The organism is Roseibium sp., assembly GCF_965216085.1.
Lineage (GTDB): Bacteria > Pseudomonadota > Alphaproteobacteria > Rhizobiales > Stappiaceae > Roseibium.
Genome location: NZ_OZ244138.1, coordinates 4333510 through 4357750, shown reverse-complemented (window position 1 = coordinate 4357750; position 24241 = coordinate 4333510). Strand labels below are relative to the sequence as shown.

Below are 24241 nucleotides of genomic sequence, written 5' to 3'. Positions count from 1 at the left end.
ATGAAACTTACTGAAGTTTCAGGACAAGCCGTTTGCCTTCGATCAGTGTCACCGGTACTTCTTGTCCGCTGACATCGAGCCTGTATTTTCCAGGCGGAAAGGGAATGTCGTTGGTGCTCTCGGTTAGCATTATGACTTCCGTCCCGGCTTCATCGAAAACCTTGATGTAAAACTTCTTGCCATCGATTTTGATGCGGCCTGGATTGATCCGCAGATCATCACCAGCTTCAACCGAGAAGTCTTTCCAGGCAGCTTTGCCGAACATGACAGTGTAGGTGCCTGGCGCTAATGGGATCGTGGTCCGGTCCCGGGTGAATTTCTCCACTTCTTCGCCTGTGTCTTGGTCCAAAATGCGGTTGAAATAGGGCTCTGCCATACGAACCAGGACCGGGTTCAATGTCACGGTCTCGCCTTCGGTCAATTTGATGCCGCGCCAGAGTTTTTTGCCAAACCGCACGTCATAGGTACCAGGCGGGAGGGGAAGTTCGTCATTTGACTTCGTCAGCTTCAGCAAAGCCTGACCAGTCGCCGGATCCAGAACATCATGGAAGTAGGGGTTTCTGATTTTCAGGCGGCCCGGATTCAGAACAGTCGTCTCTCCTTCATTGACAACAACATTCTTCCAAAGGGCTTTGCCGAAAGTCACATCATAGCGTCCGGCCAGAAGGGGGAACTCAGCGTGGTGAGAAGTGGCCTTTTCAATGATCTCACCGGTTTCAGGATCCAGGACGTCATTGAAATAGGGGCCTTCGACCTTGAGCCGGCCCGGTTCGATGGTCGTGGTTTCATCCGCGCGGACGGCGACACTCTTCAACCATTGGGTCTTGCCGAATTTGATGTTGTAGATCCCGGCCGGGAGAACTTTGGACGGGGTGTTATCGGTCAGGACGGCGACTTGCTCGCCGGTTTCTGCATCAACGACTTCGTTGAAGTAGGGGGCTATAATTTCCAATGTCCCTTCCTGAGCTTTCGGAAGGGTGATTGTGATCACCTCGTCCTGAATTTCAGGCTCAGCGGTAGCCTCCACCGCCTCTTCCATGGTTTTCGCAAGGTCCACGGCAGAGTTGGCGTCATAGTAGGTGCCACGGGCGGCATCCGCGATACATTGCAATTGCAGCCGGGCTTGCGGGTCGACACCAAAGCCAACCGTGTGGATGGTCAGATCCGCATCCGCTTCCGCTAGTTTCTTGGCAAGCAGGCAGGGATCACCTTCGCAGGTTTCCTTGCCGTCGGAGACGAGAACTATGGACCGCTTGCCGTTTTCCGGCTTCAGGTCGTCCGCGGCCAATCCAAGAACATAGGTAATGGGCGTATAGCCTTGGGCTTTTAGACCATCCGATGTGTTCACCACACCGCCGCGAACATCTGGCGCGCGGCCGAAAGGAACCAGCATCTGTGTGTCAGTACAATTGTGTTTGCTGCGGTGGTGCTGGTGTCCATAGGCGCGAAAGGACAGCCGCACGCTGTCAGGGATCTGAGCGACGAGGTTTCGCACGGCATTCTTGGCAGCATTGATTTTGACAGTACCGTCTGCAAGGCGGCCGTTCATACTGCCGGAGGCATCCAGGATAAGGGCAACACTTCGATCTTCCGCAAGCGCTGCGGAGGCGGAGAGGGCAAGTGTGGCGGCAAGGCCTAATTTCCAAATGGATTTCATCTTAAGTCTCCAGGCAAAACAGTTTGGGCTGACCTCCGTTCCCAAGTCGGGTCCACAAATACATTTGAAGCGGCGTAGTATAAGCCGCATGGGGGGCGATCGGCGCCAGGCTTTCATGAGTAACCGCAAAATCGCGCAAAGACTGTAATTCACATCACAAATTTAAAGTAAAACATTGAGAATAATTATATAGTTAATAGAGTGAATTTGTTTTTGATTGAATTTTATTAAGTTTAAAGGCTGGTGATTTGATGAGGTTTTCGGAATATATTTAGTTGAATTGATGATTCTCATCTGGTGGGAGAGTTATTTGTTTTGCGGTTTGAAGTAATATTTTGAATGCGACCTAACAAAAACAAAAAAGCCCGCAGGTGAAGCGGGCTTTAAAGTCGGTGTTCCGTGCAGGTGGAGTTTTAGGATGCTTGAGCAACAGCCTTGTTTGCGCCTCGGCGGCGGTCGGCAATCGGCTGATAGGCGATCTTGCAGTGATGCGCGCAATAAGGAACACCCGCATCGGACTGGCGTCCGCAGAAGTAGAAGTCGTCTGTTGCCGGGTCACCGATTGGCCATTTGCAGGTCCGCTCGGTGAGCGTCAGGATGGTTGCGCGTTTGGAAATCGGCACCAACTCGGCAATCGGCTCAGCTTCCGGGCGGATCTCGGCAACAGGTGCTGGTGTCGGATCCATCTTCAGAGCGGCCGACCCATGGGTCTGCGGCTGGGCCTGTGGTTTCTTCGGGGTCGCCTGAGCTGCCGGGCTTGCAGTCCGCGCGCGGCGCGGTTTCGTGCTTGGCGTTGATGACTTCGCCCGGCCGGACAGACCAAGACGGTGCACCTTACCAATAACTGCGTTCCGGGTTACACCGCCGAGCTCGCCAGCGATCTGACTGGCGCTCAATCCTTCGCCCCAGAGCTTTTTCAAAAGCTCAACCCGTTCGTTCGTCCAACTCATAACCGCACCCCTTGCCAAGGCCAATGTTTGGCCAAAATCTCGAATGTGGACACGCGCTCGCATGTCCGCTATGGCATATCTTGTGCCTCTAGTTGATACGCCAGACGAGATGTCGTGTCTGATTAGCTAAAGGTTACAATAACGTTAATTTGTGAAGCAACACTCAGGCTGCAGTCAGTTGGGGATGAACGGACTTTTCCCCAAAAGATGCGAGGTCATTGAGACTTTTACATAATCTGATCCGGGCCCCGGTTTCAGCCATTTCCATTGACACGCCATAGGCCTGCCGGTGTATAAGGTTCCGGCAACGTGCCGCCTTTTGGGCGGCATGTTGCGTTTTTAGCCCATTGTGGTTGCGCCCTGTCATTGGCGATTGAGCGGAAATCAACGCGCCGTGCACAGGCTAGAGGAGAAGTAAGAGGTTATGTCCGCGTCCGCGCTTTTTGGAAACTACGCAAGATCGAACTTGTCTTTCGATCACGGGGAAGGTGTCTGGCTGATTGCGAGTGACGGCCGACGATTTCTCGACTGCGGGTCCGGAATTGCGGTGAATTCGCTCGGACACGGCCATCCTCATTTGGTCAAGACACTGCAGGACCAAGCATCCAAGCTTTGGCACATTTCCAATCTGCATCAGATGCCAGATGGTGCGCGCCTCGCGCAGCGGCTTGCAGACGCGACCTTTGCTGACAAGGTTCTGTTTGTGAATTCCGGGGCGGAGGCCATGGAAGCGGCGATCAAATGCGCCCGCCGCTACCACTATGACCGGAACGAGCCAGACCGTTATCAGATCATCACCTTTGAAGGCGCATTCCACGGTCGGACACTTGGTACGATCGCGGCCGGTGGCCAAGAAAAATACCTGGAAGGGTTCGGACCCAAGGCGCCGGGTTTTGATCAGGTGCCGAATGGCGACCTTGAGGCGTTGAAGGCGGTCGTTGGCCCGCAGACCGCTGCCATTGCGATTGAACCTATTCAAGGCGAAGGCGGTATCCGCGAGATCGATTTCGAATTCCTGCGTGCCCTGCGCAAGCTGTGTGACGAAACCGGCGCCCTTTTGATCTTTGATGAGATCCAGACAGGTGTGGGCCGGACAGGCAAGCTCTTTGCGCATCAATGGACCGGTGTGGAGCCGGACTTGATGGCAGTTGCTAAGGGAATTGGCAGCGGCTTTCCAATGGGGGCCTGTTTGGCAACGGAAGAAGCTGCATCCGCGCTGGCGCCGGGAACGCATGGCACAACGTTCGGCGGCAATCCGTTGGCGATGGCCGTTGGCAATGCGGTTTTGGATGTTGTCTTGTCAGAAGGCTTTCTGGAAGAAGTTCAGCAAAAAGGGCTGTCCTTCAAGCAGAAACTCTCCGGATTGGTCGACAGCCATCCCAAGGTGTTTGACTCTGTTCGCGGCAGCGGCTTGATGCTTGGCATCAAATGCGTGGCCCCGGTCGGCGAATATGTTGGGGCTGCCCGCAACGCAGGTCTTCTGGCCGTGCCAGCTGGCGACAACGTCGTGCGCATTCTCCCGCCTTTGACCATCACTGAAGACGAGATTGCGGTGGCTGTTGAACGCCTGGAAGAGGCGGCCGTTGCCCTGGAGAAGAAGCTTTTTGAAGGAGCGGCCGAATGACCGCGAGTGGAGCATTCAGAAACTTTCTGGATTTGACCGAGTTTGATGGCAGCGAACTGCGCACCATCCTCGAGGCTGGCAAAAAGATCAAAGCCGAGCGCAACGGCATCCGCCGTGGCGAGGGCCCGCTTGCGGGCAAGGTCCTGGCAATGATCTTCGAACAGCCGTCGACCCGGACCCGTATTTCGTTCGATGTTGGTATGCGCGAGCTCGGCGGTGAGACCTTGATGCTGACCGGCGCTGAAATGCAGCTTGGACGCGGCGAGACGATCGCTGATACCGCGCGTGTCCTGTCCCGCTTCGTCGACGGCATTATGATCCGGATCTTGGACCACAATGATTTGAACGAACTGGCTGAAAACGCGACCGTTCCCGTGATCAACGGTTTGACCAAAATATCGCATCCTTGCCAGATCATGGCCGACATCATGACGTTCGAAGAACATCGTGGCGGCATTTCCGGTAAAAGCATTGCCTGGACCGGCGACAGCAACAACGTTCTGGCGTCTTGGGTTCATGCAGCCCCGCGCCTGGACTTTGAAATGCGTATCGCAACTCCGAGCGAATTGGCCCCGTCGCAAGACCTGATTGAGGCAGCCCGTCAAAAGGGTGGTTCCATTGTGGTGACCGACGACCCATATGAGGCTGTCAAAGGGACCGACTGTGTCATCACCGACTGCTGGGTGTCCATGGGCGATGATGATGCGGAAAGCCGTCACAACCTGCTCAGCGCCTACCAGGTCAACGAGCGGCTGATGGCGGAGGCAAATGGAGATGCGCTCTTCATGCATTGCCTGCCGGCGCACCGGGGTGAAGAAGTCACCAACGAGGTCATGGACGGTCCAAACTCTGTCGTGTTTGACGAAGCCGAAAACCGGCTCCATGCTCAAAAGGGCATTCTGGCCTGGTGTTTCGGCGCAGCTTAAGGCGAAGCCAAAGTGGCACTAAATCTTGAAGAACTGGGCATCAAGCCCGCAGGGCTGGACGCTGTCCGGCCCTTTGCCGTGGAAGAACTGGATGTGCGCGGGCGCAGCGTTGCGCTTGGGCCGATCTTGCAGAAGATCCTGGACCGGCATGATTACCCGGAGCCGGTTTCCCGCCTTCTGGCCGAAGCTATTGTTCTGACGAGCCTGCTTGGAACGTCTCTCAAGTTCGATGGCCGTTTCACACTGCAAACCCAGACCGAAGGTCCGGTGTCGATGCTCGTTGTCGACTTCGAAACGCCCGATGCTATCCGAGCTTGCGCGACGTTTGATGCAGAGCGTGTCGCAGCTCTGATGGAGGCCGGTAAAGCGTCCCCAGAAACCCTTCTGGGGCAAGGCCATTTGGCCATGACGATCGATCAAGGCAAGCACATGCAGCGCTATCAGGGGCTCGTTGAGCTGGATGGTGTATCGCTTGAAGAGGTCGCCCGGCGGTATTTTGAGCGCTCTGAACAGATCCCAACGGAAGTCCGTCTGGGTGTCGGTGAGCTCTACACCCGTCAGGATGGCGAAGCGCCGATCAAGTCCTGGACCGGCGGCGGTATCCTGGTGCAATTTTTGCCCGAGTCTCCTGAGCGGATGAAACAGGCCGACATTGATCCCGGTGATGCGCCGGAAGGGGTGCTACGCCATGAGGTCGACGAAGACGACGCCTGGGTGGAAGCCAAGGCGCTGGTCGACACGGTCAAGGATGTCGAACTGACCGATCCGGAAGTGAGCGTCGAGACGCTGCTTTACCGGTTGTTCCATGAACGCGGTGTCCGCCTATTCGATGCTCAGCCGATTGCGGACAAATGCCGCTGCTCGCGCGACAAAGTTGCCAATGTTTTGGCAAACTTTACTGCCGAGGAAGTCGAGCATGTAACGGTCAATGGGAAGATCGTTGTGACCTGCGAATTCTGCAGCACGGCTTATGAATTCGACAAATGACATGACTTGCGGACTGGCAAATGCCAGTCCGCAATTTGTAATCATTGATACATTTGGTTACACGATTTCTGCCTGTGCTAGCGTGATTTAGCTGCCAGAAATCTTGATTTTTCGCAATGCAAAGTAATCTTATGCGCAGGGTTCACGTATATAGTCGCGTGAGCCATCTTTAATGCGTTGTGGGATAACTGAGTATGTTGCAATCCGTCGACCCGGAAACCGGCAAGGCACCGAGTGCGGAAGTCCTTCCCCCCGTAGGACGGCAACCGACCACGTTTGATCGGACGAAGTTGGTCCTGAAAGCCGTGCTTCAGGCGCTCATCGCCTTTGCCATCCTGTTCGGCGCATTCCAAGGCATGAATCACTTGATTGCCACTCGGCCGGAGGTTCCCAAGCGGCCAGTTCAAGAGAAGAGTTACGCGGTCAAAACTGTTGAGGTTGAACAAGGCGACCATGCGCCGATGATTTCGGTCTACGGTGAGACGCTGGCAGGCCGGGAAGTAGATCTGAGAGCGCTCGTTGGCGGGGAGATTGTCGAGGTTCACCCAAACCTGAAAGCCGGCGGCAAGGTCGAAAAAGGCGAAACCCTCATCTCGATTGACCGGTTTGATTATGAAGGCGCCGTGACTGAAGCCCGCGCCAATCTAGCTGAAGGGCGGGCGGCTCTGGTGGAGAACGAGGGCCGGGTGGCGTTGGAAAAGGCCAATCTTGTGCGCGCGGGCGAGCAGCTGGCCTTTGCCGAGCGCGATCTTGTGCGGGCCGAAGAGCTGCTTGGGCGGGGTGCGGCAACCGAGCGGACGGTGGATGACCGCAAGTTGCTTGTCTCCCAACGTCAGCAGAACCTTGAGCGATCTGAAAACACACTTGCCTTGGAAGAGGCAAAGGTCATTCAGCAGCGCGCTTCAGTTGAGCGCTTGGAATGGCGTCTGGAGAACGCTCAGCGCCAATTGGAAAACACAGTCCTAACAGCGCCCTTTGACGCGATTGTCAGGTCTTCGGCAGCCGAGCCAGGACGGTTGGTCAGTGTCAACGATGCGATTGTTTCGCTTTATGACAGCGGTGAATTCGAGGCGCGGTTCATATTGTCGGACAATCAATACGGCCGATTGATTGCAGAAACTGGCTCGGTCGTTGGCCGTCCGGTCGACGTGACCTGGTATCTCGGTGATCAGCCCGTGATCTATCCGGCAACAGTTGGCCGGATTGGCGCAGATGTTGCCAGCAACCGCGGTGGTGTCGACCTCATCGCAACGATTGATATGAGCGCGGTTTCAGTGCCCCTTCGTCCGGGCGCTTTTGTTGAAATTTCCATTCCAGATCAAACTTATGCAGACAGTTTCCGGGTCCCAGAAGCCGCTTACTATGGCGAAGGAACGGTTTATGTCATCGAAAATAGCCGGCTCACAGCGAGAGATGTCAGAGCCCTTGCGATAGACGATGGCTTTATTCTTGTCGAAGGTGATCTTCAGCCCGGTGAAACTCTGCTGGTAACGCGAATTCCGGAAGCCGGTGACGGCCTTCTTGTGAAGGACGTTGATGCGGTCCAGCCGGTGGCAAGCCACTCGGCCGGGGCCTCTGATCAATCAGCAACTCAAACCGCTCAATAACGGAGGCAGTCATGGTTCGACACCTGAAGCCTCACGGGTTTTTGGAGATGCTGGTCCGGCATTCTAATGCCGCCAACTTGATTATGGCCGTTATGGTGCTGTTTGGCGCTTATGGTCTCGCCAAGCTCAACACCCAGTTTTTTCCAACAGTCAAGATCGATACCATTGCCGTGGCAATTACCTGGCCAGGTGCCAGTGCTGAGGATGTCACGTCCAACATTCTAGAGGTCCTCGAACCGGAACTCCGGTTTTTTGAAGGGTTGGAAGAGTTCGAATCCTATGGTCGTGAAGGCAGTGCATCAATCCGCATGGAATTTGTGGAAGGGACTGATCTGCAAAAAGCGCTGTCGGATGTAGAGCAGGCCGTTTCCGGTATAACGACTTTACCGTTGGATTCTGAAACGCCCATCATTTCCGCGGCAACCTTTACCGACGGTGTCGCAACATTGGCCCTACGTGGTCCATTTCCGGAAGAATCCCTCAAAGTTTTTGCACGCCAGATGCGCGATGATCTTCTGGCACGCGGGATCGATAAGGTAGAGCTGAAGGGGTACCGCGCACCAGAATATCTGGTTGAAATTCCAGAACGAGAATTGCGCAGACTTGATATCACTATTTCCGATGTCGCCCAGCAAATCGCCGGCAATACAGTCGACCTTCCGGCCGGCAGTTTGGATGGTGCGGTCGAACGTCAAATCCGGGCGCTATCGGAAGAGCGGTCTCCGCAAGCAGTCGGCCGGGTGGAGGTCAAATCGTTTGCTTCCGGTGAAAAGACCCAAGTCGATGATATCGGAACGGTTCTGCGTGATTTCGATGACAGCGAAAACCAGGGATTTTCGAAGAGATCTCGCGCAATTGAACTGGAAATCTTGAGGGTCGAAACCACCGATACACTCAAGGCTGCGCAAATCGTTGACGATTACCTCGCTGAGATTAGGCCGCAGCTGCCGCAAAGCCTTGAAGTTTTAAAGTATGATGTGCGCGCAGATGCTGTGAAAGGGCGGATTACGCTCCTCCTGGAAAATGGCCTCACCGGATTGGTGCTCGTTGTTGGAATCCTGTTTTTATTCTTGAATGCGCGGATTGCCCTCTGGGTGGCAGCAGGGATCCCCGTTGCCATGATGGCGACGCTAGGGATCCTGTGGTTGATGGGTGAAAGCATCAACATGATTTCGATGTTCGCCCTGATCATGATGCTCGGGGTTATTGTCGATGACGCGATTGTTGTTGGCGAACATACGGCGACGCGTCAGGCCATGGGCGATGACCCCGACGAAGCAGCGATCAATGGCGCAACGACCATGCTTGCTCCGATATTCGCGGCCAGCCTGACCACAATCGCTGCTTTTGTGCCGATTTTGCTTATTGGCGGGGTGCTCGGCCAGATTATGGGCACACTTCCCGTGGTCGTCGTCGCCGTTGTGATCGCGTCTCTAATCGAGTGTTTTCTGGTCCTGCCAGGCCATTTGTCTCACGCACTTGCCACGCGCCGAGGCTGGAACTGGTGGCGGGTTGTTTTGATTGCTGGGGCACCAGCGTTTTTCTTAAGTGCTCTTGTCAGCCAGCCGGACATCTCGGTTCCGCCATTCCTTGATGTCATTGATGATCCGTTGCGCGCTCTGAGGGATTCGGTCGGGCTGGTTCCATTCGAAATTATCATCGTTGCAGTTGCATTCGTAGTAGCGCTCGGTTTTGAAGCCTTCTTGATGATGTTGCGGCAGTCGCGCCGACGGGCGGGGCGACGGGGTCAACCGAGCTGGTTCCGGCGTGGATTTGATACGGGTTTCAACTGGATACGGGACTATCCGTTCCATGCATTCGTGACGGCAGCGGTTCACTGGCGATATGTCACATTGTCGGTCGCGATCGCAGCAATGGTTCTGGCAGTGGGGCTCCTCCAGGGGGGGCGGGTCGGATTTACATTCTTTCCGTCGCCAGAAGCGGAGAACTTAACCGCCTCCATCTTTTTCCATGCCGGTATTCCCGAGGAAGAAGCGATTGAAGGGATCAACCGCATTGAGGACGCCTTGAAAAAGGCAGAGGCTACCATTTCCGGCGACAGCGGTGAGCAGTTGGTCGTTGCGACCTACGCAACGCTTGGACGTGCAGGAAACAACAGAGGCGACAATGTCGCCAACATTGCTGTCCAGCTCAGCCGGTCGGAAGAACGAACTGTGCGTACGCCTGCGATTGTGCGCGCATGGCGTGACGCAGTGCCAGACATTCCTGGTATCGCCCGGGTTGCGATCGCTGAGCGCCGGGGCGGGCCTCCGGGCCGGGACCTGGATATCCGGCTGACTGGCGCTGACCTGCAGGACCTAAAGGCTGCTGCGCAGGAATTGCAGCAGGAGCTCTCGGCCTTCCCCGGAACCAGCGCGGTGGAAGACGATCTGCCGTACGGAAAACCGGAGCTGCTTGTTGAATTGACACCACGCGGCCGGGCGCTTGGCTTCACGGTAGAAAGTGCTGCCCGCCAGATCCGCAATGCTTTTGAAGGCAACATTGCCCGGCGGTTCGCAGAAGGTGACGAAGAAGTTACGGTCCGGGTGCGTCAGCAGATCGACGTGGCGGGTACTGCGGCTCTACGGCAATTGTCTCTTCGCACTCCCGCTGGCGACTTCGTTCCGATGACAGAAGTTGTCAATCTAACGGATTCCCAAGGTTTCTCCGTGATTTTGCGCCGGGAAGGCAAGACAGTTGTTTCGGTGGTCGCTGATATCGACAGCACGGTGACCTCGAACAACCAAATCATTGCCGAGCTTGAACAACAGTTTCTGCCAGATCTCGTGCAGAAATATGGTTTGGAGTACTCTTTCGCCGGGCGCGCGGAAGAACAGGCGAATGCGTTTTCTGAGCTGATGACCGGAGTTCTGATGGCCGTTGCCGGGATCTACATTATCCTGGCTGCGATCTTCGGCAGTTATTCGCGTCCCATCATCGTGATGTCGATTATCCCGTTTGGTATCGTTGGCGCGATTGTCGGCCACTACCTGATGGGCTTTAAACTGACCATCCTGAGCATGATTGGTTTGCTTGGGCTGGCCGGCATTCTGGTGAACAACTCCATCATTCTGGTGGCGCGGTTTGAAGAACGCCGGGCCAGCGGAGAAGATCTTGATATAGCTGCCATCAGCTCAAGCTGCGACCGCTTGCGGGCTGTGCTTTTAACGTCGATGACGACCATCGGTGGTTTGCTGCCGCTGATGTTTGAAACCAGTCTTCAAGCGCAGTTCCTGCTGCCAATGGCGATCACAATTGTCTTTGGCTTGGCAACCGCAACGGCTCTTGTTCTCGTACTGGTCCCAGCCTTGCTGCAGATTGGTGATGATATCGCCGGGTTAATTCAGCTGCGCCACAAAAAGCGTTTGCACGGAGCGGGCAGCGGCGGGCGGGATCTGACGCCAGCTGGGTGACATCAAAGCCCGGAAGTGAAGGCTGCAACGGCCTCGGCGGCGGCTGTTATGTTGCCGTCGAGCGTGGCTGGCGATTTGCCACGAGGCCCAAAGTCGTGATTGCCATCTTCAAGGTACGTCAATGACACAGAGCCGGGCAGCGTGATTTCATCAATTTCAGCCTTGTTGCCGAATGGATCCCGGTCACCTTGCAGGACCAGAACCGGGCGTTTGGCATCCTCAAGCGGTGAAAGGCGCCAGTCAGCGTCCGGTTTTCCAGTAGGATGGAACGGATATCCAAAGCAACACACACCTTTGACGCGGCCAGGGAGAGACCCGCCGCCGGCAAGCATTGCCGCAACCCGGCCGCCCATGGACTTCCCGCCTAGCAGAATTGGGCCTTCAGATTGGCTCAACAAGCTTTGTAATGCGGTCTGAAACTCTCCAATCAGCTTGTCGGCTTTTGGCGGCGGCCTTTTGGAACCACCAGTCCGGCGTCCTGCCATATAGGCGAATTCAAACCGGGCACTTGCAATTCCGTTTGACGCCAGAGCGGCAGCCAATTTGTCCATGAAAGTCGAATCCATAGGAGCGCCGGCTCCATGTGCCAGAAGCAGCGTAGCGGATGGATCGGTTTCCGGCCGGGTCCAAAGGAAGTCTGTCATGATGTTTATCTGGCCGCGTCAGTTTGTGAATTGCTGGAAAGTGTTCCCGTGCACTACATATGCAACAACGGGAAAGCAAGTCACAGACAAGAGGTTGGCGTGGAGAGTGCTGGAAATTGGATTGGACTGGAGACCAACACGGTCCGGATGCTTTGTTTTGCCGGCATATTTGCTCTGATGGCAGCTTTGGAGTTTGCGTTGCCCAAACGGGGGCAACCGCTAGGGCGGGTTAAGCGCTGGCCAACCAATTGGGCGCTTGTTGTAATCGATGCGGCACTGGTCCGGTTGATTTTTCCGATCGGTGGTGTCGGACTGGCGCTGTTGGCCGAGGATCGTGGGTGGGGGCTTTTCGGATGGCTCGATTGGGCCGGTGTCGTGCCTTGGCTTCTCACGTTTATCATCCTGGATTTTGCCGTCTGGCTGCAACATCTGGCCTCCCATAAGATCCCGGTTTTTTGGCGCATTCACCGGATGCATCATGCGGATTCTGAGGTGGACGTCTCGACCGCTTTACGCTTTCATCCGATTGAGATTTTGCTGTCCTTTATCTGGAAGGGCGCAATAATTATCGCGCTGGGCGGACCGGCTGAAGCGGTGCTGGTTTTTGAGGTCGTTTTGAATGGTGCTGCGCTCTTTAATCATGCGAATGCGTCGCTTCCACTTTGGCTCGACAGGGTGCTGAGGCTGGCCATTGTGACACCGGACATGCACCGGGTTCATCATTCGATCCGCCGAAGTGAAACGGATTCAAATTATGGATTTAACCTGTCAGTATGGGACCGTTTGTTCGGAACTTACGTAGCGCAACCGAAGCTGGGACACGATGGTATGGAGCTCGGTCTCGGGCCAGAGCTCACACCCAAGGCGCATCAGCTGCCGTTCAGTCTGGCCATACCTTTTCTCAAAGTCGAACGCGGGGACGAGCGCCCGGAAAACTAGTAAAAACTCAGCGGGAAGTATCGCAAGTAAAGCTCTTGATACATGCCTTTTTGGTGCAATTGGCGCAGCGCATAATTCAACGCCGCCGCACGCTCGGGGTCGTTGCTGCGGGTCGCAATAGCCATACCTTCGCCGAAGTAGCCTGGCTCCAGCCATGGGCCGCCGGTAAAGCGGCAACATCCATCAGCTGCTGGACTGCGCAACCAAAACGACAGGCTTAAACCATCTCCAAGATGGGCATCGGCTGTTCCATCTTTCACCGCCTGACGGGCTTCAGCCGGTGTCCGGACCGGCTGGATATCTGCAGCCGGCCAAAACTTACGGGCAAAGGCTTCATATCGGGTTCCAGATTCTACGGCCAGCTTTTGTCCGGCTAGCGACTGTTCATCGAAGTCTGTGTTCGCTTCATTCAAAATGATCAAGCGCGCCGGCAATTTGAGATAATCGTCAGTAAACAGGAGGTCCTGTGCGCCAGACGTATAGCGGGACAGGCCGGAAATGATGGCGTCGCCTTCCTCTTCAGCCAACGCAGGAATCAGAACTTCAAAATCCTTTATTTTCAAGGCGCAGGAGATGTTTAGCTCCTGACATAACGCCCGCGACAGATCAATATTGAACCCGGTTAGACGTCCTTGCGGATCGCGGAAAACAAAAGGCGGATAATTGTCTGTTGCGAGGAACTGGATCTTGTCTGGTATTACGGTGGGCCGGTCATAAACAGCCTTGTGATCCCAGAAATTCGGGATTGTGATGTCCGCCTCTTCTGCGTGTGTAAGATCAGAAGTTGCAACCATTGCGAATATGGTAAATAGTAGCGCAACTATAAATAACAAGAATTCAGCACTTACCCGTCTGCTGGGGGAAATGTCTCTACCTGAGTTACTTGATGTAACCCTTAGGCAGAATTGTGTGCCTTGAGTGTAAGGGGAGCGTTGACATGCAGGATAGTTTGCCAGGTGTACTTGAGGTCCTGTTATCACGTGGTGTTCCCCGGTCGGTGTTGAAAACGGCGCATGACACGGCCGAAGCTCAAAAGATCCAACCCGAAGAGTACCTGCTTCGCCATGCCCTTGTCACTACAGAGTGCCTTTATAGCGCATTTGCCGAGCTCTGCGATGTGCCTTTTCTACCGGAAAATGGCTTTCGTTTCAGGACATTGAACGATAAGCCTTTGAATATCGGAGAAGCTGAATTCGGTCCGGTGTTATTGTCGCTTTATCACAATCAAGCACTCTATGCGATTGCCCCCGAACCAAGGCAATTTGAAGCCGTATACCGGCATCTACGGTCCTATCCGGAACTGGCTAAACAGGTTCGGATCGCAACCCCAGAAGCCATTCGTTATGCATCATCTGTGACAAATTCGCCGGCTGGTGAGCTAGAAATCCGGTTCCCGGCCTATTCCGCCCGGAACATCCGGTTTTCGGTTGTGTTTGTGATGATCGGAACCGCCACCGTTCTTCTATTTGGTCTAAGCCATGCGCTGTCCGATGTGTTTCTTTTTTTACTAACGGGCATTGTCTCCTTGGCGTGTTTGGGTGCCGGAGGTGTTCGTATCGCCAGTGCGTTTGCAACGCAGAACGATGATTTGAACTACCGATTGCCGGAACCATTAAGTTCTGGGCTTATCAAATGGCCGCGATACACTGTGCTTGTCCCTCTTTACAGGGAAGCTCGAGTTATTCCTGAATTGCTTTCTGCCTTAAAGAACCTGAATTACCCACGGCACAAACTGCAGATCCTATTGCTGATCGAAAAAGATGATGTGGAAACGGCTGCGGCTATACCTGGAAACTTGCCAGCTTGTTTTGATGTTCTAAGCGTACCTGACGGACACCCAAGGACCAAACCTAGGGCATTGGACTACGGCTTGGCTGCTGCGACAGGTGAATTCGTAACCGTTTATGATGCTGAAGACCGGCCTGATCCGGATCAACTAAAAAAAGCAGCGTTTTTCTTTGCTCAATTGCCGAAAGAATTTGCCTGCCTACAGGCAAGGCTCGTTGTCGACAATGGCGGCGAAACCTTCATTTCCCGGCATTTTGCGCTCGAATATGCTTGCCTATTCGATCAGCTGTTGCCCTGGCTGTTCCGCAATCGGTGGCCCTTTCCGCTTGGTGGAACTTCCAATCATTTCAGGATCAGTGCTCTGCATGCCGTTGGCGGGTGGGACAGATACAATGTGACCGAAGATGCTGATCTTGGCGTGCGGCTTGAGCGCCTTGGATTTCGTCTTGGCATGTTGCCGTGCAGTACTCTTGAGGAGGCTCCTGTCTCTGTAAAGGCCTGGCTTGCACAACGCGCCCGATGGCACAAGGGATGGCTGCAGACAGTATTTGTCCATGCCCGGTTCCCGAAACGATTGCTGCTTGATTTGGGGGCTACTCGGACTGTCGTCTTAGCGATGCTTTTTCTCGGTACCTTTCTGTTGGTTGCCTTACATCCGTTTTTCTTTGCGCTCGTTCTATCCTACCTATCTGGATATTATGACCAGAGTTACTTTTTTGAGAATGTCGCTCTGACGATTATGTTCGTTACAGGAGCAACAATTGGATATGCAGGCACATTGTTCGCCATATGGATGGGAGCTCGGCGGCGAGATCATGGCGTTCATGTCATTGATGCGTTGGGAGTCCTGGTCTACTGGTCCCTGGCAGGAGTTGCCTTCTACCGGGCCGTTTGGGAGCTGGCATCGGCACCCTATCATTGGAACAAGACTGAACACGGTTTGTCGCGCCACCGTACGAAAGTTCCCTCCTGGGACATGAAGCAGGAGACACCCCTCAAATGAGCCATTGTCTGCTGGAAGCGGTCTAATGATCTGATTATCTTGAAAAACCAAAAGCTGCTGATCTTAAACATCACTGGCATGCTGGCGTATTGAAGGCCATAGTCCGTCTGCAAACAGTTTAAGGGAATATTGGCAGTGCCAAAGTCGTATTACGCACCCACTGGTGGACATCCGGGCCAGGAAACACTTCTGACCGATCGAGCGGTCTTTACAGATGCTTATGCAGTCATCCCGCGCCGGACCATGCGGGACATTGTGACCAGTTTCCTGCCGTTCTGGGATGACACCCGTTTGTGGGTTTTGTCGCGTCCTCTGTCAGGTTTTGCCGAGACCTTTTCCCAGTACATCATGGAAGTTGCTCCTGGCGGCGGCTCGGACCGGCCCGAAACCGACCCTGAAGCGGAAGGGGTCTTATTTGTGGTGGAGGGGGAGGCAGTTCTCACCGTCGAGGGCACCAGTCATAACTTGAGATCCGGGAGTTATGCATTCATTCCGCCAGAGACGGATTGGACATTTAAGAACGAGAGTGATGCGCCGGTGCGCTTTCATTGGGTGCGTAAGGCTTACGAGGCGGTCGGCGGATTGGATACACCGGAGTTTTTCGTAACCCATGAAGACGACGTTGAACCAGTGGAAATGCCTGGTACGGATGGCAAATGGGCAACAACACGCTTTGTCGATCCGAAGGATGTGCGGCACGACATGCACGTCAATATCGTCACTTTTCAGCCAGGGGCGGTGATCCCGTTTGCAGAAACCCACGTCATGGAGCATGGACTCTATGTACTGGAAGGAAAGGCTGTCTACCGGCTCAATCAAGACTGGGTGGAAGTTGAAGCTGGCGACTATATGTGGCTGCGCGCGTTCTGCCCGCAAGCTTGTTATGCTGGTGGGCCGGGTCCGTTCCGGTATCTGCTTTATAAGGACGTTAACCGGCACATGGCGCTTTAGCCAACGGTCCAAGTGGCGACCGAAAAACGGCCGCTCGCATCTGGTTTTTGCGATTTAGGGTTTGGTCGCGGCAGGACGACCGGAGGAATTTCTGCGGATTTCTGCCAAGAAGGAAAACTTTTTAGAAGCGGCTGATCCCGATCAAAGAGGGCGGTCGCTTTTTTTCCTGTGGGATTTCAACAGGCAAGCACACCAATAGAATATTGCTGGCTTCAGTGTTTCACGAGGGAATATTTTGTTACCGCAGCTTTTCTTGATTGACGCGGCGGCATTGGGCAGAATTGCCGATGACGCCGCAAAAAATGCAGTTTGAAAAAGTCTTGAAGCACCGGTCCGGTGACTTCACACCATTGTCCTGCCATGCGGCCAGTCGCGGGGGGAATGATGGCCGCACAGAAAAAGTTTGCAATCGTCCTGATCAAGCCGTCCCACTATGATGATGACGGCTATGTCATTCAGTGGTGGAAGAACGCAATCCCGTCCAATTCCCTAGCCTCCGTTTATGGGCTCATTCGCGATGCCGCGGAGAAAAATGCTCTTGGGCCCGATGTCGAAATCGAATTGGTCGCGCATGATGAAACCAATACCGTCCTGGACATCGAGAAGATCATTCGCCGGGTCAAGGCCGCCGATAACGGCTTTGTTGGGCTGGTCGGCGTGCAGTCCAATCAGTTTCCAAGGGCACTTGATCTGACACGGCAACTGCGGGCTGGCGATGTCCCGGTTGTCATAGGCGGTTTTCATGCTGCTGGATGTCTCGCAATGTTGCCGGAGATACCGCCGGAAATTGCTGAAGCCCAGGAGTTGGGTGCAACGATCTATGCAGGCGAAACCGAAGGGCGCATGGCCGAACTGTTGCAGGACCTTTGGAACGGTGACCAAAAACCGCTCTACAATGTCATGCATGACATGCCGGGAATGGACGGAACATCCCTGCCGTATTTGCCGAGCGAAAACCTCCAAGATACGGCCGGACACTATACCAGCTTCGATTCCGGTCGCGGCTGCCCGTATCAGTGCTCGTTCTGCACCATCATCAACGTGCAAGGGCGCAAGTCCCGCTTTCGCTCACCGGACGACATCGAAGCGATCATTCGCCAGAACCACACGCAGGGCATCAAGCGGTTTTTCATTACCGATGATAACTTCGCCCGGAATAAAAACTGGAAAGCAATCCTGGAGCGCCTGATCTACCTCAGAGAAGCGGTGGGGCTCCGTTTCAAGTTCATCATTCAGGTGGATACGCTGTGCCACCGCCTCGATGGTTTTATTGAGATGGCAGCTAGAGCCGGATGTAACCGTGTGTTCATCGGACTGGAGAACATCGATCCGGATGCTTTGATGGCCGCCAAAAAACGCCAGAACAAGATATGGGAATACCGCAAGATGTTGCAGGCCTGGAAAGAGGTCGGCGTGGTCACCTACGCCGGCTATATTCTGGGTTTTCCAGACGATACGCCGGAAAAAATCCACCGGAACATCGAGATCATCAAGAAAGAGCTGCCGCTGGATCTGATCGAGTTCTTCTTCCTGACACCCCTGCCGGGATCGGAAGATCATCAAAAGATGGCCGCCAAGGATGTCTGGATGGACCCGGATATCAACAAATACGACCTCAACCACCGGGTTTCACACCATCCGGTCATGAGCGATGCGGAGTGGGAAAAGGTCTATTTGGATTGCTGGAGACAGTTCTATACGCCAGAGCATATGGAAACCGTGTTGCGGCGCGGCGCGGCGCGCGGACTGAAAACCCATCAGCTGATGCTGGGCCTAGGCGCCTTTTATGGATCGATCTTTTATGAAAAGGTCCATCCGCTGGAGGCTGGTTTTTTGCGCCGGAAGGCCAGGAAGCAGCGGCGCTCGGGAATGAAGATTGAAAACCCGCTGATTTTCTATCCAAGACGACTTTTGGGGGTCATCGTCACCATGTCGTCTTTTGGTGCGCTCTATTTGAAGCTGTCCCGTATCCACCGGCGAGTTGTGAAGGATCCCAACCGTCTCAGCTATTCTGATTTGTCTCTCGAGCCGGTGACCGAGGAAAATGAGAACGAACTAGATCTCATGAAAACTTTTGGCGAGGCGATCCCCAACACCTATGGAGCACCAAAAAGGAAGCGGGAAACCGCAGCTTCCGATAAATTGTCTGCCTAACGGGTTTCATACCCTTCGAACGAAGTGTAGGCCTGTTTTCAAGAAACGGGCCTGTACTTTTTTGTGATTTAAGAAACTGCTTTTTGTTTTCTTTAGGGTAAGTCAGTATCCTCTTGTGTTTTTTAGGGAAATTGTCTCTAGGGACAATATTTTCCTTCAGAAATTACAGTGCAGTGATAAAACTAGACTAGTGTTCATCGGGTTTTCAAATGTGTTGGCGGACGCTGGCATATCCCGGTTTCACGCAGCTGATCATCTTTCAAAACCGGAAACGATATATGCGGATCGTTATCAACGGGTTCGGCCGTATTGGCCGCACTGTCTTACGCCAAGTTCTGACGTTGCAGCCGGAAGAAGCAATTGAAGTGGTGCAGATCAACGACATCGCACCGCTGGAAACCTGCGCCTATCTCTTCAAATATGACAGTGTTTTTGGTCCATATCCCGGAACGGTTGAGCATACCGATGATCAGCTGACTGTTGATGGCAAAGAAATCCGGTTCTCATGTGAAGCTGATCTTTCCGCATTGGATCTATCCGGTGTTGATGTGGTTCTGGAATGCACGGGAAAAGCCGATACCAAAGACGTTGCCAGCCGAGGTCTTGAGGCTGGCGCAAGAAATGTTCTGATCTCCGGCCCCTCAGCTGCTGCTGACATCACGCTGGTCTTGGGCGCAAACGAAGAAGAACTTGAAGACCGGACCCTCGTCTCCAACGGTTCCTGCACAACCAATGCTCTGGCGCCGCTGCTGCGCGGAATCGACGATGAACTTGGAATTGAAGCCGGGCATATGACCACGATCCACTGTTACACCGGCAGCCAGCCGATGGTGGATGCGCCACGCGGGCCCCTGGAGCGCAGCCGAGCCGGCGGCGTTTCCATGGTGCCGACAACAACGAGTGCCACAAAGTTGGTCGGTCAGGTCTTACCCAAGCTGAATGGCATTGTGAGCGGCGCAGCGGTCCGGGTACCGGCAATCAGCGTGTCTGCGGTCGATGTAACCCTGACACTTAAAAATCGGCCTGGGGAAGACATCAACGAATGTCTGCAGAAAATCTTTTCCGATAGTGCGGTGATTGGGTTCACAAAAGACCGGGTCGTCTCAACAGACATGCGCGCCCGGCCGGAATCTCTTGTGGTAGCCTTGCCAGAAACCTTGTCTGTCGGTGAACGTCAAGTACGGATCTTCGGCTGGTACGACAATGAATGGGGCTTTTCGGCCCGCATGATCGATATGGCAAAACTGATGGCAGCGCGCTGAGAAGCGCCGGTATGGGTCCCGACGCCCTCAGTCTTTAACTCCTAAACCGCCTCAACGGTGTAGGGCGAATTGAACCAGTGTTCTTCCAGATTCGGTCCATCGCCAATCCGGTCGACAACGATGTAGCGGCCGGGTTGTTCGATTGGCGCCAGAACACCGTGCCAGGTGCCCCGGTGGAGGTTGATTGACTGGCCTGGCTGGCTGACGAAAGCTTTCAAGTTCACCGGCGTGCCGTCTTGATCTTCCGCGACAATCACCAGCATGGGCACGCCATCGAGCGGCACGAACGCCTGGCTTCCTTCAGGATGCCGTTCAACCATATCGACGCTGTAGGGAAACGATCGGGCTTTGGCATTGAACAGGCTGATTCCAGCCTGTCCCGATCCAAAATCGAGCGTTGCCAGATCGTGATGGCGGCCGCACATGCCCTGATTGATGATCTTGTCCGGCTCTCCGAAAACTTCAATCACATCACCGTAAGATGCAAAGGCATCTGCGGTCAGCGGGGCAGGGATCAATTTAGTGCTCATGGCAGAACATCCATCAGCCGGAATTCGGCGATCCGCTCTACCTGACGGCAGGCTTCGGCAAATTCAGTTGCCCGGTCGTTGCCGATCCGCTCATGGAACGCAGCCATAATGGAGGCCTTGGTGTGATTTCGTACGGCGATGATGAAGGGAAAGCCGTGTTTGGCGACATAGTCGGCGTTGAGTTTGGTGAAGGTTTCCCGTTCTTCATCTGTCAAAAGATCGAGACCAGCCCCGGCCTGTTCGCTGGTGCTTTCGGCAGTCAAGCGGCCTGCGGCGGCCAGTTTTCCAGCCAAATCCGGGTGCGCTGTCAGAACACCAAGGCGTTCGTCTTCGGTTGCTGTCCGGAACATGCGGCACAGAGCATTGTGAACGCCAGCAGCACAATCATGGGCCGGTCCAAGTTCTAGATCATGTGCTCGTTCCGCGATCCACGGAGAGTGCTCAAAAATGCTGCCGTAATTTGCAACAAAGGTCTCGCGGTCCATCTCGCTTGGCCGGTCAAAATGCTGCGGCGGATGGGTGTCGGCCCAATGCTTGGCGATTTCGATGCGGCGCGGACACCAGACGTTCGAGTGCCCCTGGATGTAATCGATAAATTTCTTCAAGGCTGCGAGCTTACCCGGACGGCCGATCAGACGGCAGTGCAGGCCGATCGACATCATTTTCGGTGAACCGGCTTCGCCTTCGGCATAAAGAACGTCAAAAGCATTCTTCAGATAGTCAAAGAAGTCTTCGCCGCTGCTCCAACCCGGAGACACGGAGAAGCGCATGTCGTTGGCTTCGAGCGTATAGGGAATGATCAGCTGATCCCGGCCGTCAACTTGCAGCCAGTAGGGCAGGTCGTCATCGTAAGTATCGGAGATGTAGTCAAAGCCGCCTTCTTCGGCGACTAGCCGGACAGTATTTTCCGAGCAGCGGCCCGTGTACCAGCCGCGCGGACGCTCGCCGGTGACTTCCGTGTGCAGGCGGATCGCCTCGGCAATTGCCGCGCGCTCCGTCTCCGGGTCCATGTCCTTGTGCTCAATCCACTTCAAACCGTGGCTGGCGATCTCCCAGCCTGCGCTTTTCATCGCCGCGAGCTGTTCCGGGCTGCGGGCCAGCGCTGAGGCGACGCCATAGATTGTAACCGGGATATTCGCGCTAGTGAACAGCCTGTGCAGTCGCCAGAAACCGGCACGTGCGCCGTATTCATACATGGATTCCATGTTCCAATGGCGTTGACCTGGCCACTGGGCGGCACCTGGAATATCGGACAGGAAAGCCTCGGAAGCGGCATCGCCATGAAGCACGCAGTTTTCGCCGCCTTCCTCGTAGTTCAGCACAAATTGCACAGCGACCTTGGCGCCGTTGGGCCAGTTGGCATGCGGCGGATTGGGACCATAACCACGAAGATTGCGGGGATAGCGTTTCAAGACAGACCTCCAGATTTTTCCGTCTTATAGATCAGAGTACGCGCATGCGGTTTTCGATAATTCTTGAAAGTGCTCCGCTGACGCGTCTGCATATGCATTTAGAGTGAGGTTGTTCGCGCAAGCTCTTCCTGAATATGGGCAACCATGAACTCGATAAAGAGCCGCACTTTCGGATCCTGCCGGCGCCGGTGCGTATAGAGGCAGGCCATTTGAACCGGGATCGGCGGTTCGTTTTGCAGAACTTGCACCAATCGGCCGCTCTTCAAATGATCAGCTATTTCAAAGACAGGTTTCAAAATGATGCCGTGACCTTCTAGTGCCCAGCCCGTGAGGACATCGCCATGATCGGATTCAAACGGACCTTTGATCGGAACACGTTTGACGCCATCGGAAGTTTGCAAGGGCCATTGGAATTCAGGCGCACCTGGATACCGCATGTTCAGGCAGTCGAATTTACCACTTGATAGGTCTGCGCTTGTTTCTGGTTGCCCAGCTCGGGCGATATAGTCCGGAGAGGCACACAGGATCCGCTGACAGTCGGCGATCTTCCGGATTTTAAGGTTGGAATCCTCAGGAACACCAAGGAAGAAGGCCGCATCGAGGCCTTCACCGGTCAGATCAACCTTGCGATCCGAGAGGCGCAGGCGAATGTCGATAAGCGGATGATCTGCCTTGAATTGCGGGATCGCCGGTGCAATGAGGCTCTGGCCCATGCCGATCGGGGCCGCCACAAACAATGTACCGCGGGGAGATCGGGTCATATTGGTGATTTCGGCTTCCGCTTCTTCCACAGCCTCCATGATTTTTGTGGCGCCGCGATAAAAAATGTTGCCCTGTTCAGTTGGGCTGAGAGCACGGGTCGTCCGCTGAAACAGCCGTACATTTAAATGTTCTTCAAGCTGCGATATGCGAGAGGAGGCGACGGCTGAGGAGATTCTCAAGTCCCGGGCGGCTGCCGACATATTGCCCAACTCATAGACACGTAAGAAGGTGCGGATGTTTTCCAGATAGGCCATGAGGCGATTGTTCCGGATTTTTTGAAACTGCTTGGATTATGTCGGGATACCAGAAAATTCATGGATCGACTAGGTTGATGCGAAAGAATTTGGAGGGAGTGCAATGTTAGACATTGCGATCATTTGGGACTGGCTCGCATTTGCCGTCCGCTGGTTACACGTCATCACAGCCATCGCCTGGATTGGCTCGTCGTTTTATTTTGTCGCGCTGGATCTTGGCTTGAAGAAGGTTCCGCATCTTCCCGTGGGTGCTCATGGCGAGGAATGGCAGGTTCATGGCGGTGGTTTTTACCACATCCAGAAATACCTGGTGGCGCCAGAAAACATGCCGGAGCATCTGGTCTGGTTCAAATGGGAGAGCTACGCCACCTGGCTGTCGGGGGCCGGTCTCCTGATGATCGTCTATTGGGTGAGTGGTGAACTCTATCTGATTGACCCCAGCAAAGCTGATCTTGCCTTGTGGCAGGGGATCCTGATTTCCGCTGGTTCGCTCAGCATTGGCTGGCTTGTGTATGATTACCTCTGCAAATCCAAGCTGGGAGACAGTCCGACGCTTTTAATGGTTCTGTTGTTCGCCCTGCTCGTCGCGATGGGGTACGGCTACAATGAGATCTTCACTGGCCGTGCGACCATGCTGCATCTGGGAGCCTTCACGGCAACCATCATGTCGGCGAACGTCTTCTTCATTATCATTCCGAACCAAAAGATCGTTGTCGCTGACCTGAAAGCGGGCCGGACGCCAGATGCAAAATACGGCAAAATCGCCAAGCTGCGCTCCACCCATAACAATTACTTGACCCTGCCGGTCGTGTTCTTGATGCTGTCCAACCATTACCCATTGGCCTTTGCATCCGAATACAACTGGCTGATTGCTGCACTTGTCTTCTTGATGGGCGTGTCCATCCGGCACTATTTCAATTCAAACCATGCCGGAACCAGCAATCCAACCTGGACCTGGCTTGTTACGGCGATCCTGTTTGTTGCGATTATTCAGTTGTCGATGGCACCGCTTCAGCAAGACAGTTTTGACGCCTCTGATGCGCGCCCGCTCACCAAGACCGAACAGGTCTTTGCCAGCGCCGAGGGTTTTGACGACGTCATGGCCATTGTGCCCGGCCGTTGCGCCATGTGCCACGCCAGGGAGCCCTTTTACGAGGGCATCCACTGGGCGCCAAAAAACCTTCTTCTGGAAACCGAGGCCGATGTGGCGCGCGCAGCCAAGCAGATTTATCTGCAGGCTGGCGTGACCGACGCAATGCCGCCGGCGAATGTCTCCTTCATGGAAGAAGACGAGCGGCGGCAGATCATTGCCTGGTACCGCAATGCCACGAAAGATCAGCCGTTTTGGCTTAGTGCGCGATGAAATAAATTTGCCAAT

The 24241-nt window shown here is 54.5% G+C and carries 18 protein-coding genes; 11 read left to right on the top strand and 7 right to left on the bottom strand.

The window, feature by feature from the left end; genetic code table 11:
- Window positions 1-7: 7 nt before the first annotated feature.
- The gene (locus ACOOFE_RS20485) at window positions 8-1657 is read right to left on the bottom strand and encodes a vWA domain-containing protein (protein ID WP_420411779.1); all 1650 of its coding nucleotides are present in this window, start codon (window positions 1655-1657) and stop codon (window positions 8-10) included.
- A gap of 413 nt (window positions 1658-2070) precedes the next feature.
- Entirely contained in the window at window positions 2071-2607 is a 537-nt protein-coding gene (locus ACOOFE_RS20480; protein WP_420411778.1) for a GcrA family cell cycle regulator, read from the bottom strand.
- Window positions 2608-3031: 424 nt separating this feature from the next.
- Between ACOOFE_RS20480 and ACOOFE_RS20475 the strand changes: the two genes are divergently transcribed.
- The 5 genes from ACOOFE_RS20475 to ACOOFE_RS20455 all read left to right on the top strand — a co-directional run bounded on the left by ACOOFE_RS20475 (window position 3032) and on the right by ACOOFE_RS20455 (window position 11164).
- Window positions 3032-4231, top strand: coding sequence for an aspartate aminotransferase family protein (locus ACOOFE_RS20475; RefSeq protein ID WP_420411777.1), 1200 nt, complete (start codon window positions 3032-3034; stop codon window positions 4229-4231).
- Window positions 4228-5157 carry an ornithine carbamoyltransferase gene (gene argF, locus ACOOFE_RS20470; protein WP_420411776.1) on the top strand — a complete coding sequence of 310 codons (930 nt, stop codon included), beginning with the start codon at window positions 4228-4230 and terminating at the stop codon, window positions 5155-5157. Before ACOOFE_RS20475 ends, argF begins: the two co-directional genes overlap by 4 nt.
- Window positions 5158-5169: 12 nt before the next feature.
- On the top strand, window positions 5170-6144 hold the full coding sequence (locus ACOOFE_RS20465) for an Hsp33 family molecular chaperone (RefSeq protein ID WP_141188060.1): 975 nt from the start codon (window positions 5170-5172) through the stop codon (window positions 6142-6144).
- A gap of 194 nt (window positions 6145-6338) precedes the next feature.
- Window positions 6339-7751 carry an efflux RND transporter periplasmic adaptor subunit gene (locus tag ACOOFE_RS20460; RefSeq protein ID WP_420411775.1) on the top strand — a complete coding sequence of 471 codons (1413 nt, stop codon included), beginning with the start codon at window positions 6339-6341 and terminating at the stop codon, window positions 7749-7751.
- An 11-nt stretch (window positions 7752-7762) separates the two neighbouring features.
- Window positions 7763-11164 carry an efflux RND transporter permease subunit gene (locus ACOOFE_RS20455; protein WP_420411774.1) on the top strand — a complete coding sequence of 1134 codons (3402 nt, stop codon included), beginning with the start codon at window positions 7763-7765 and terminating at the stop codon, window positions 11162-11164.
- A gap of 2 nt (window positions 11165-11166) precedes the next feature.
- Here ACOOFE_RS20455 and ACOOFE_RS20450 read toward each other — a convergent pair whose 3' ends face one another.
- Window positions 11167-11808, bottom strand: a complete 642-nt coding sequence (locus tag ACOOFE_RS20450) for an alpha/beta family hydrolase (protein ID WP_420411773.1) — start codon at window positions 11806-11808, stop codon at window positions 11167-11169.
- A gap of 177 nt (window positions 11809-11985) precedes the next feature.
- Here ACOOFE_RS20450 and ACOOFE_RS20445 point away from each other — a divergent pair, with 177 nt between their 5' ends.
- A complete protein-coding gene (locus ACOOFE_RS20445) occupies window positions 11986-12747 on the top strand; it encodes a sterol desaturase family protein (RefSeq protein ID WP_420415612.1) in 762 nt (253 codons plus the stop codon).
- Here ACOOFE_RS20445 and ACOOFE_RS20440 read toward each other — a convergent pair.
- Entirely contained in the window at window positions 12744-13541 is a 798-nt protein-coding gene (locus ACOOFE_RS20440; RefSeq protein WP_420411772.1) for a transporter substrate-binding domain-containing protein, read from the bottom strand. The genes ACOOFE_RS20445 and ACOOFE_RS20440 overlap by 4 nt on opposite strands.
- A gap of 143 nt (window positions 13542-13684) precedes the next feature.
- Between ACOOFE_RS20440 and ACOOFE_RS20435 the strand changes: the two genes are divergently transcribed.
- The 4 genes from ACOOFE_RS20435 to ACOOFE_RS20420 all read left to right on the top strand — a co-directional run bounded on the left by ACOOFE_RS20435 (window position 13685) and on the right by ACOOFE_RS20420 (window position 19905).
- A complete protein-coding gene (locus tag ACOOFE_RS20435) occupies window positions 13685-15538 on the top strand; it encodes a glycosyltransferase family 2 protein (protein WP_420411771.1) in 1854 nt (617 codons plus the stop codon).
- A 135-nt stretch (window positions 15539-15673) separates the two neighbouring features.
- The gene (locus ACOOFE_RS20430) at window positions 15674-16489 is read left to right on the top strand and encodes a bifunctional allantoicase/(S)-ureidoglycine aminohydrolase (RefSeq protein WP_420411770.1); all 816 of its coding nucleotides are present in this window, start codon (window positions 15674-15676) and stop codon (window positions 16487-16489) included.
- Window positions 16490-16873: 384 nt separating this feature from the next.
- On the top strand, window positions 16874-18643 hold the full coding sequence (locus ACOOFE_RS20425; protein WP_420411769.1) for a B12-binding domain-containing radical SAM protein: 1770 nt from the start codon (window positions 16874-16876) through the stop codon (window positions 18641-18643).
- Window positions 18644-18921: 278 nt separating this feature from the next.
- The gene (locus tag ACOOFE_RS20420; protein ID WP_420411768.1) at window positions 18922-19905 is read left to right on the top strand and encodes a type I glyceraldehyde-3-phosphate dehydrogenase; all 984 of its coding nucleotides are present in this window, start codon (window positions 18922-18924) and stop codon (window positions 19903-19905) included.
- A gap of 41 nt (window positions 19906-19946) precedes the next feature.
- Here ACOOFE_RS20420 and ACOOFE_RS20415 read toward each other — a convergent pair whose 3' ends face one another.
- The 3 genes from ACOOFE_RS20415 to ACOOFE_RS20405 form a co-directional block, all read right to left on the bottom strand.
- A complete protein-coding gene (locus ACOOFE_RS20415) occupies window positions 19947-20435 on the bottom strand; it encodes an ureidoglycolate lyase (protein WP_420411767.1) in 489 nt (162 codons plus the stop codon).
- The gene (gene puuE, locus ACOOFE_RS20410; protein WP_420411766.1) at window positions 20432-21847 is read right to left on the bottom strand and encodes an allantoinase PuuE; all 1416 of its coding nucleotides are present in this window, start codon (window positions 21845-21847) and stop codon (window positions 20432-20434) included. The genes ACOOFE_RS20415 and puuE overlap by 4 nt, the downstream gene beginning before the upstream one ends.
- A gap of 98 nt (window positions 21848-21945) precedes the next feature.
- Entirely contained in the window at window positions 21946-22863 is a 918-nt protein-coding gene (locus ACOOFE_RS20405; RefSeq protein WP_420411765.1) for a LysR family transcriptional regulator, read from the bottom strand.
- Between the two features lie 103 nt (window positions 22864-22966).
- Between ACOOFE_RS20405 and ACOOFE_RS20400 the strand changes: the two genes are divergently transcribed.
- Window positions 22967-24226: a urate hydroxylase PuuD gene (locus ACOOFE_RS20400; protein WP_420411764.1), complete on the top strand. Its 1260-nt coding sequence runs from the start codon at window positions 22967-22969 to the stop codon at window positions 24224-24226.
- Window positions 24227-24241 lie beyond the last annotated feature (15 nt).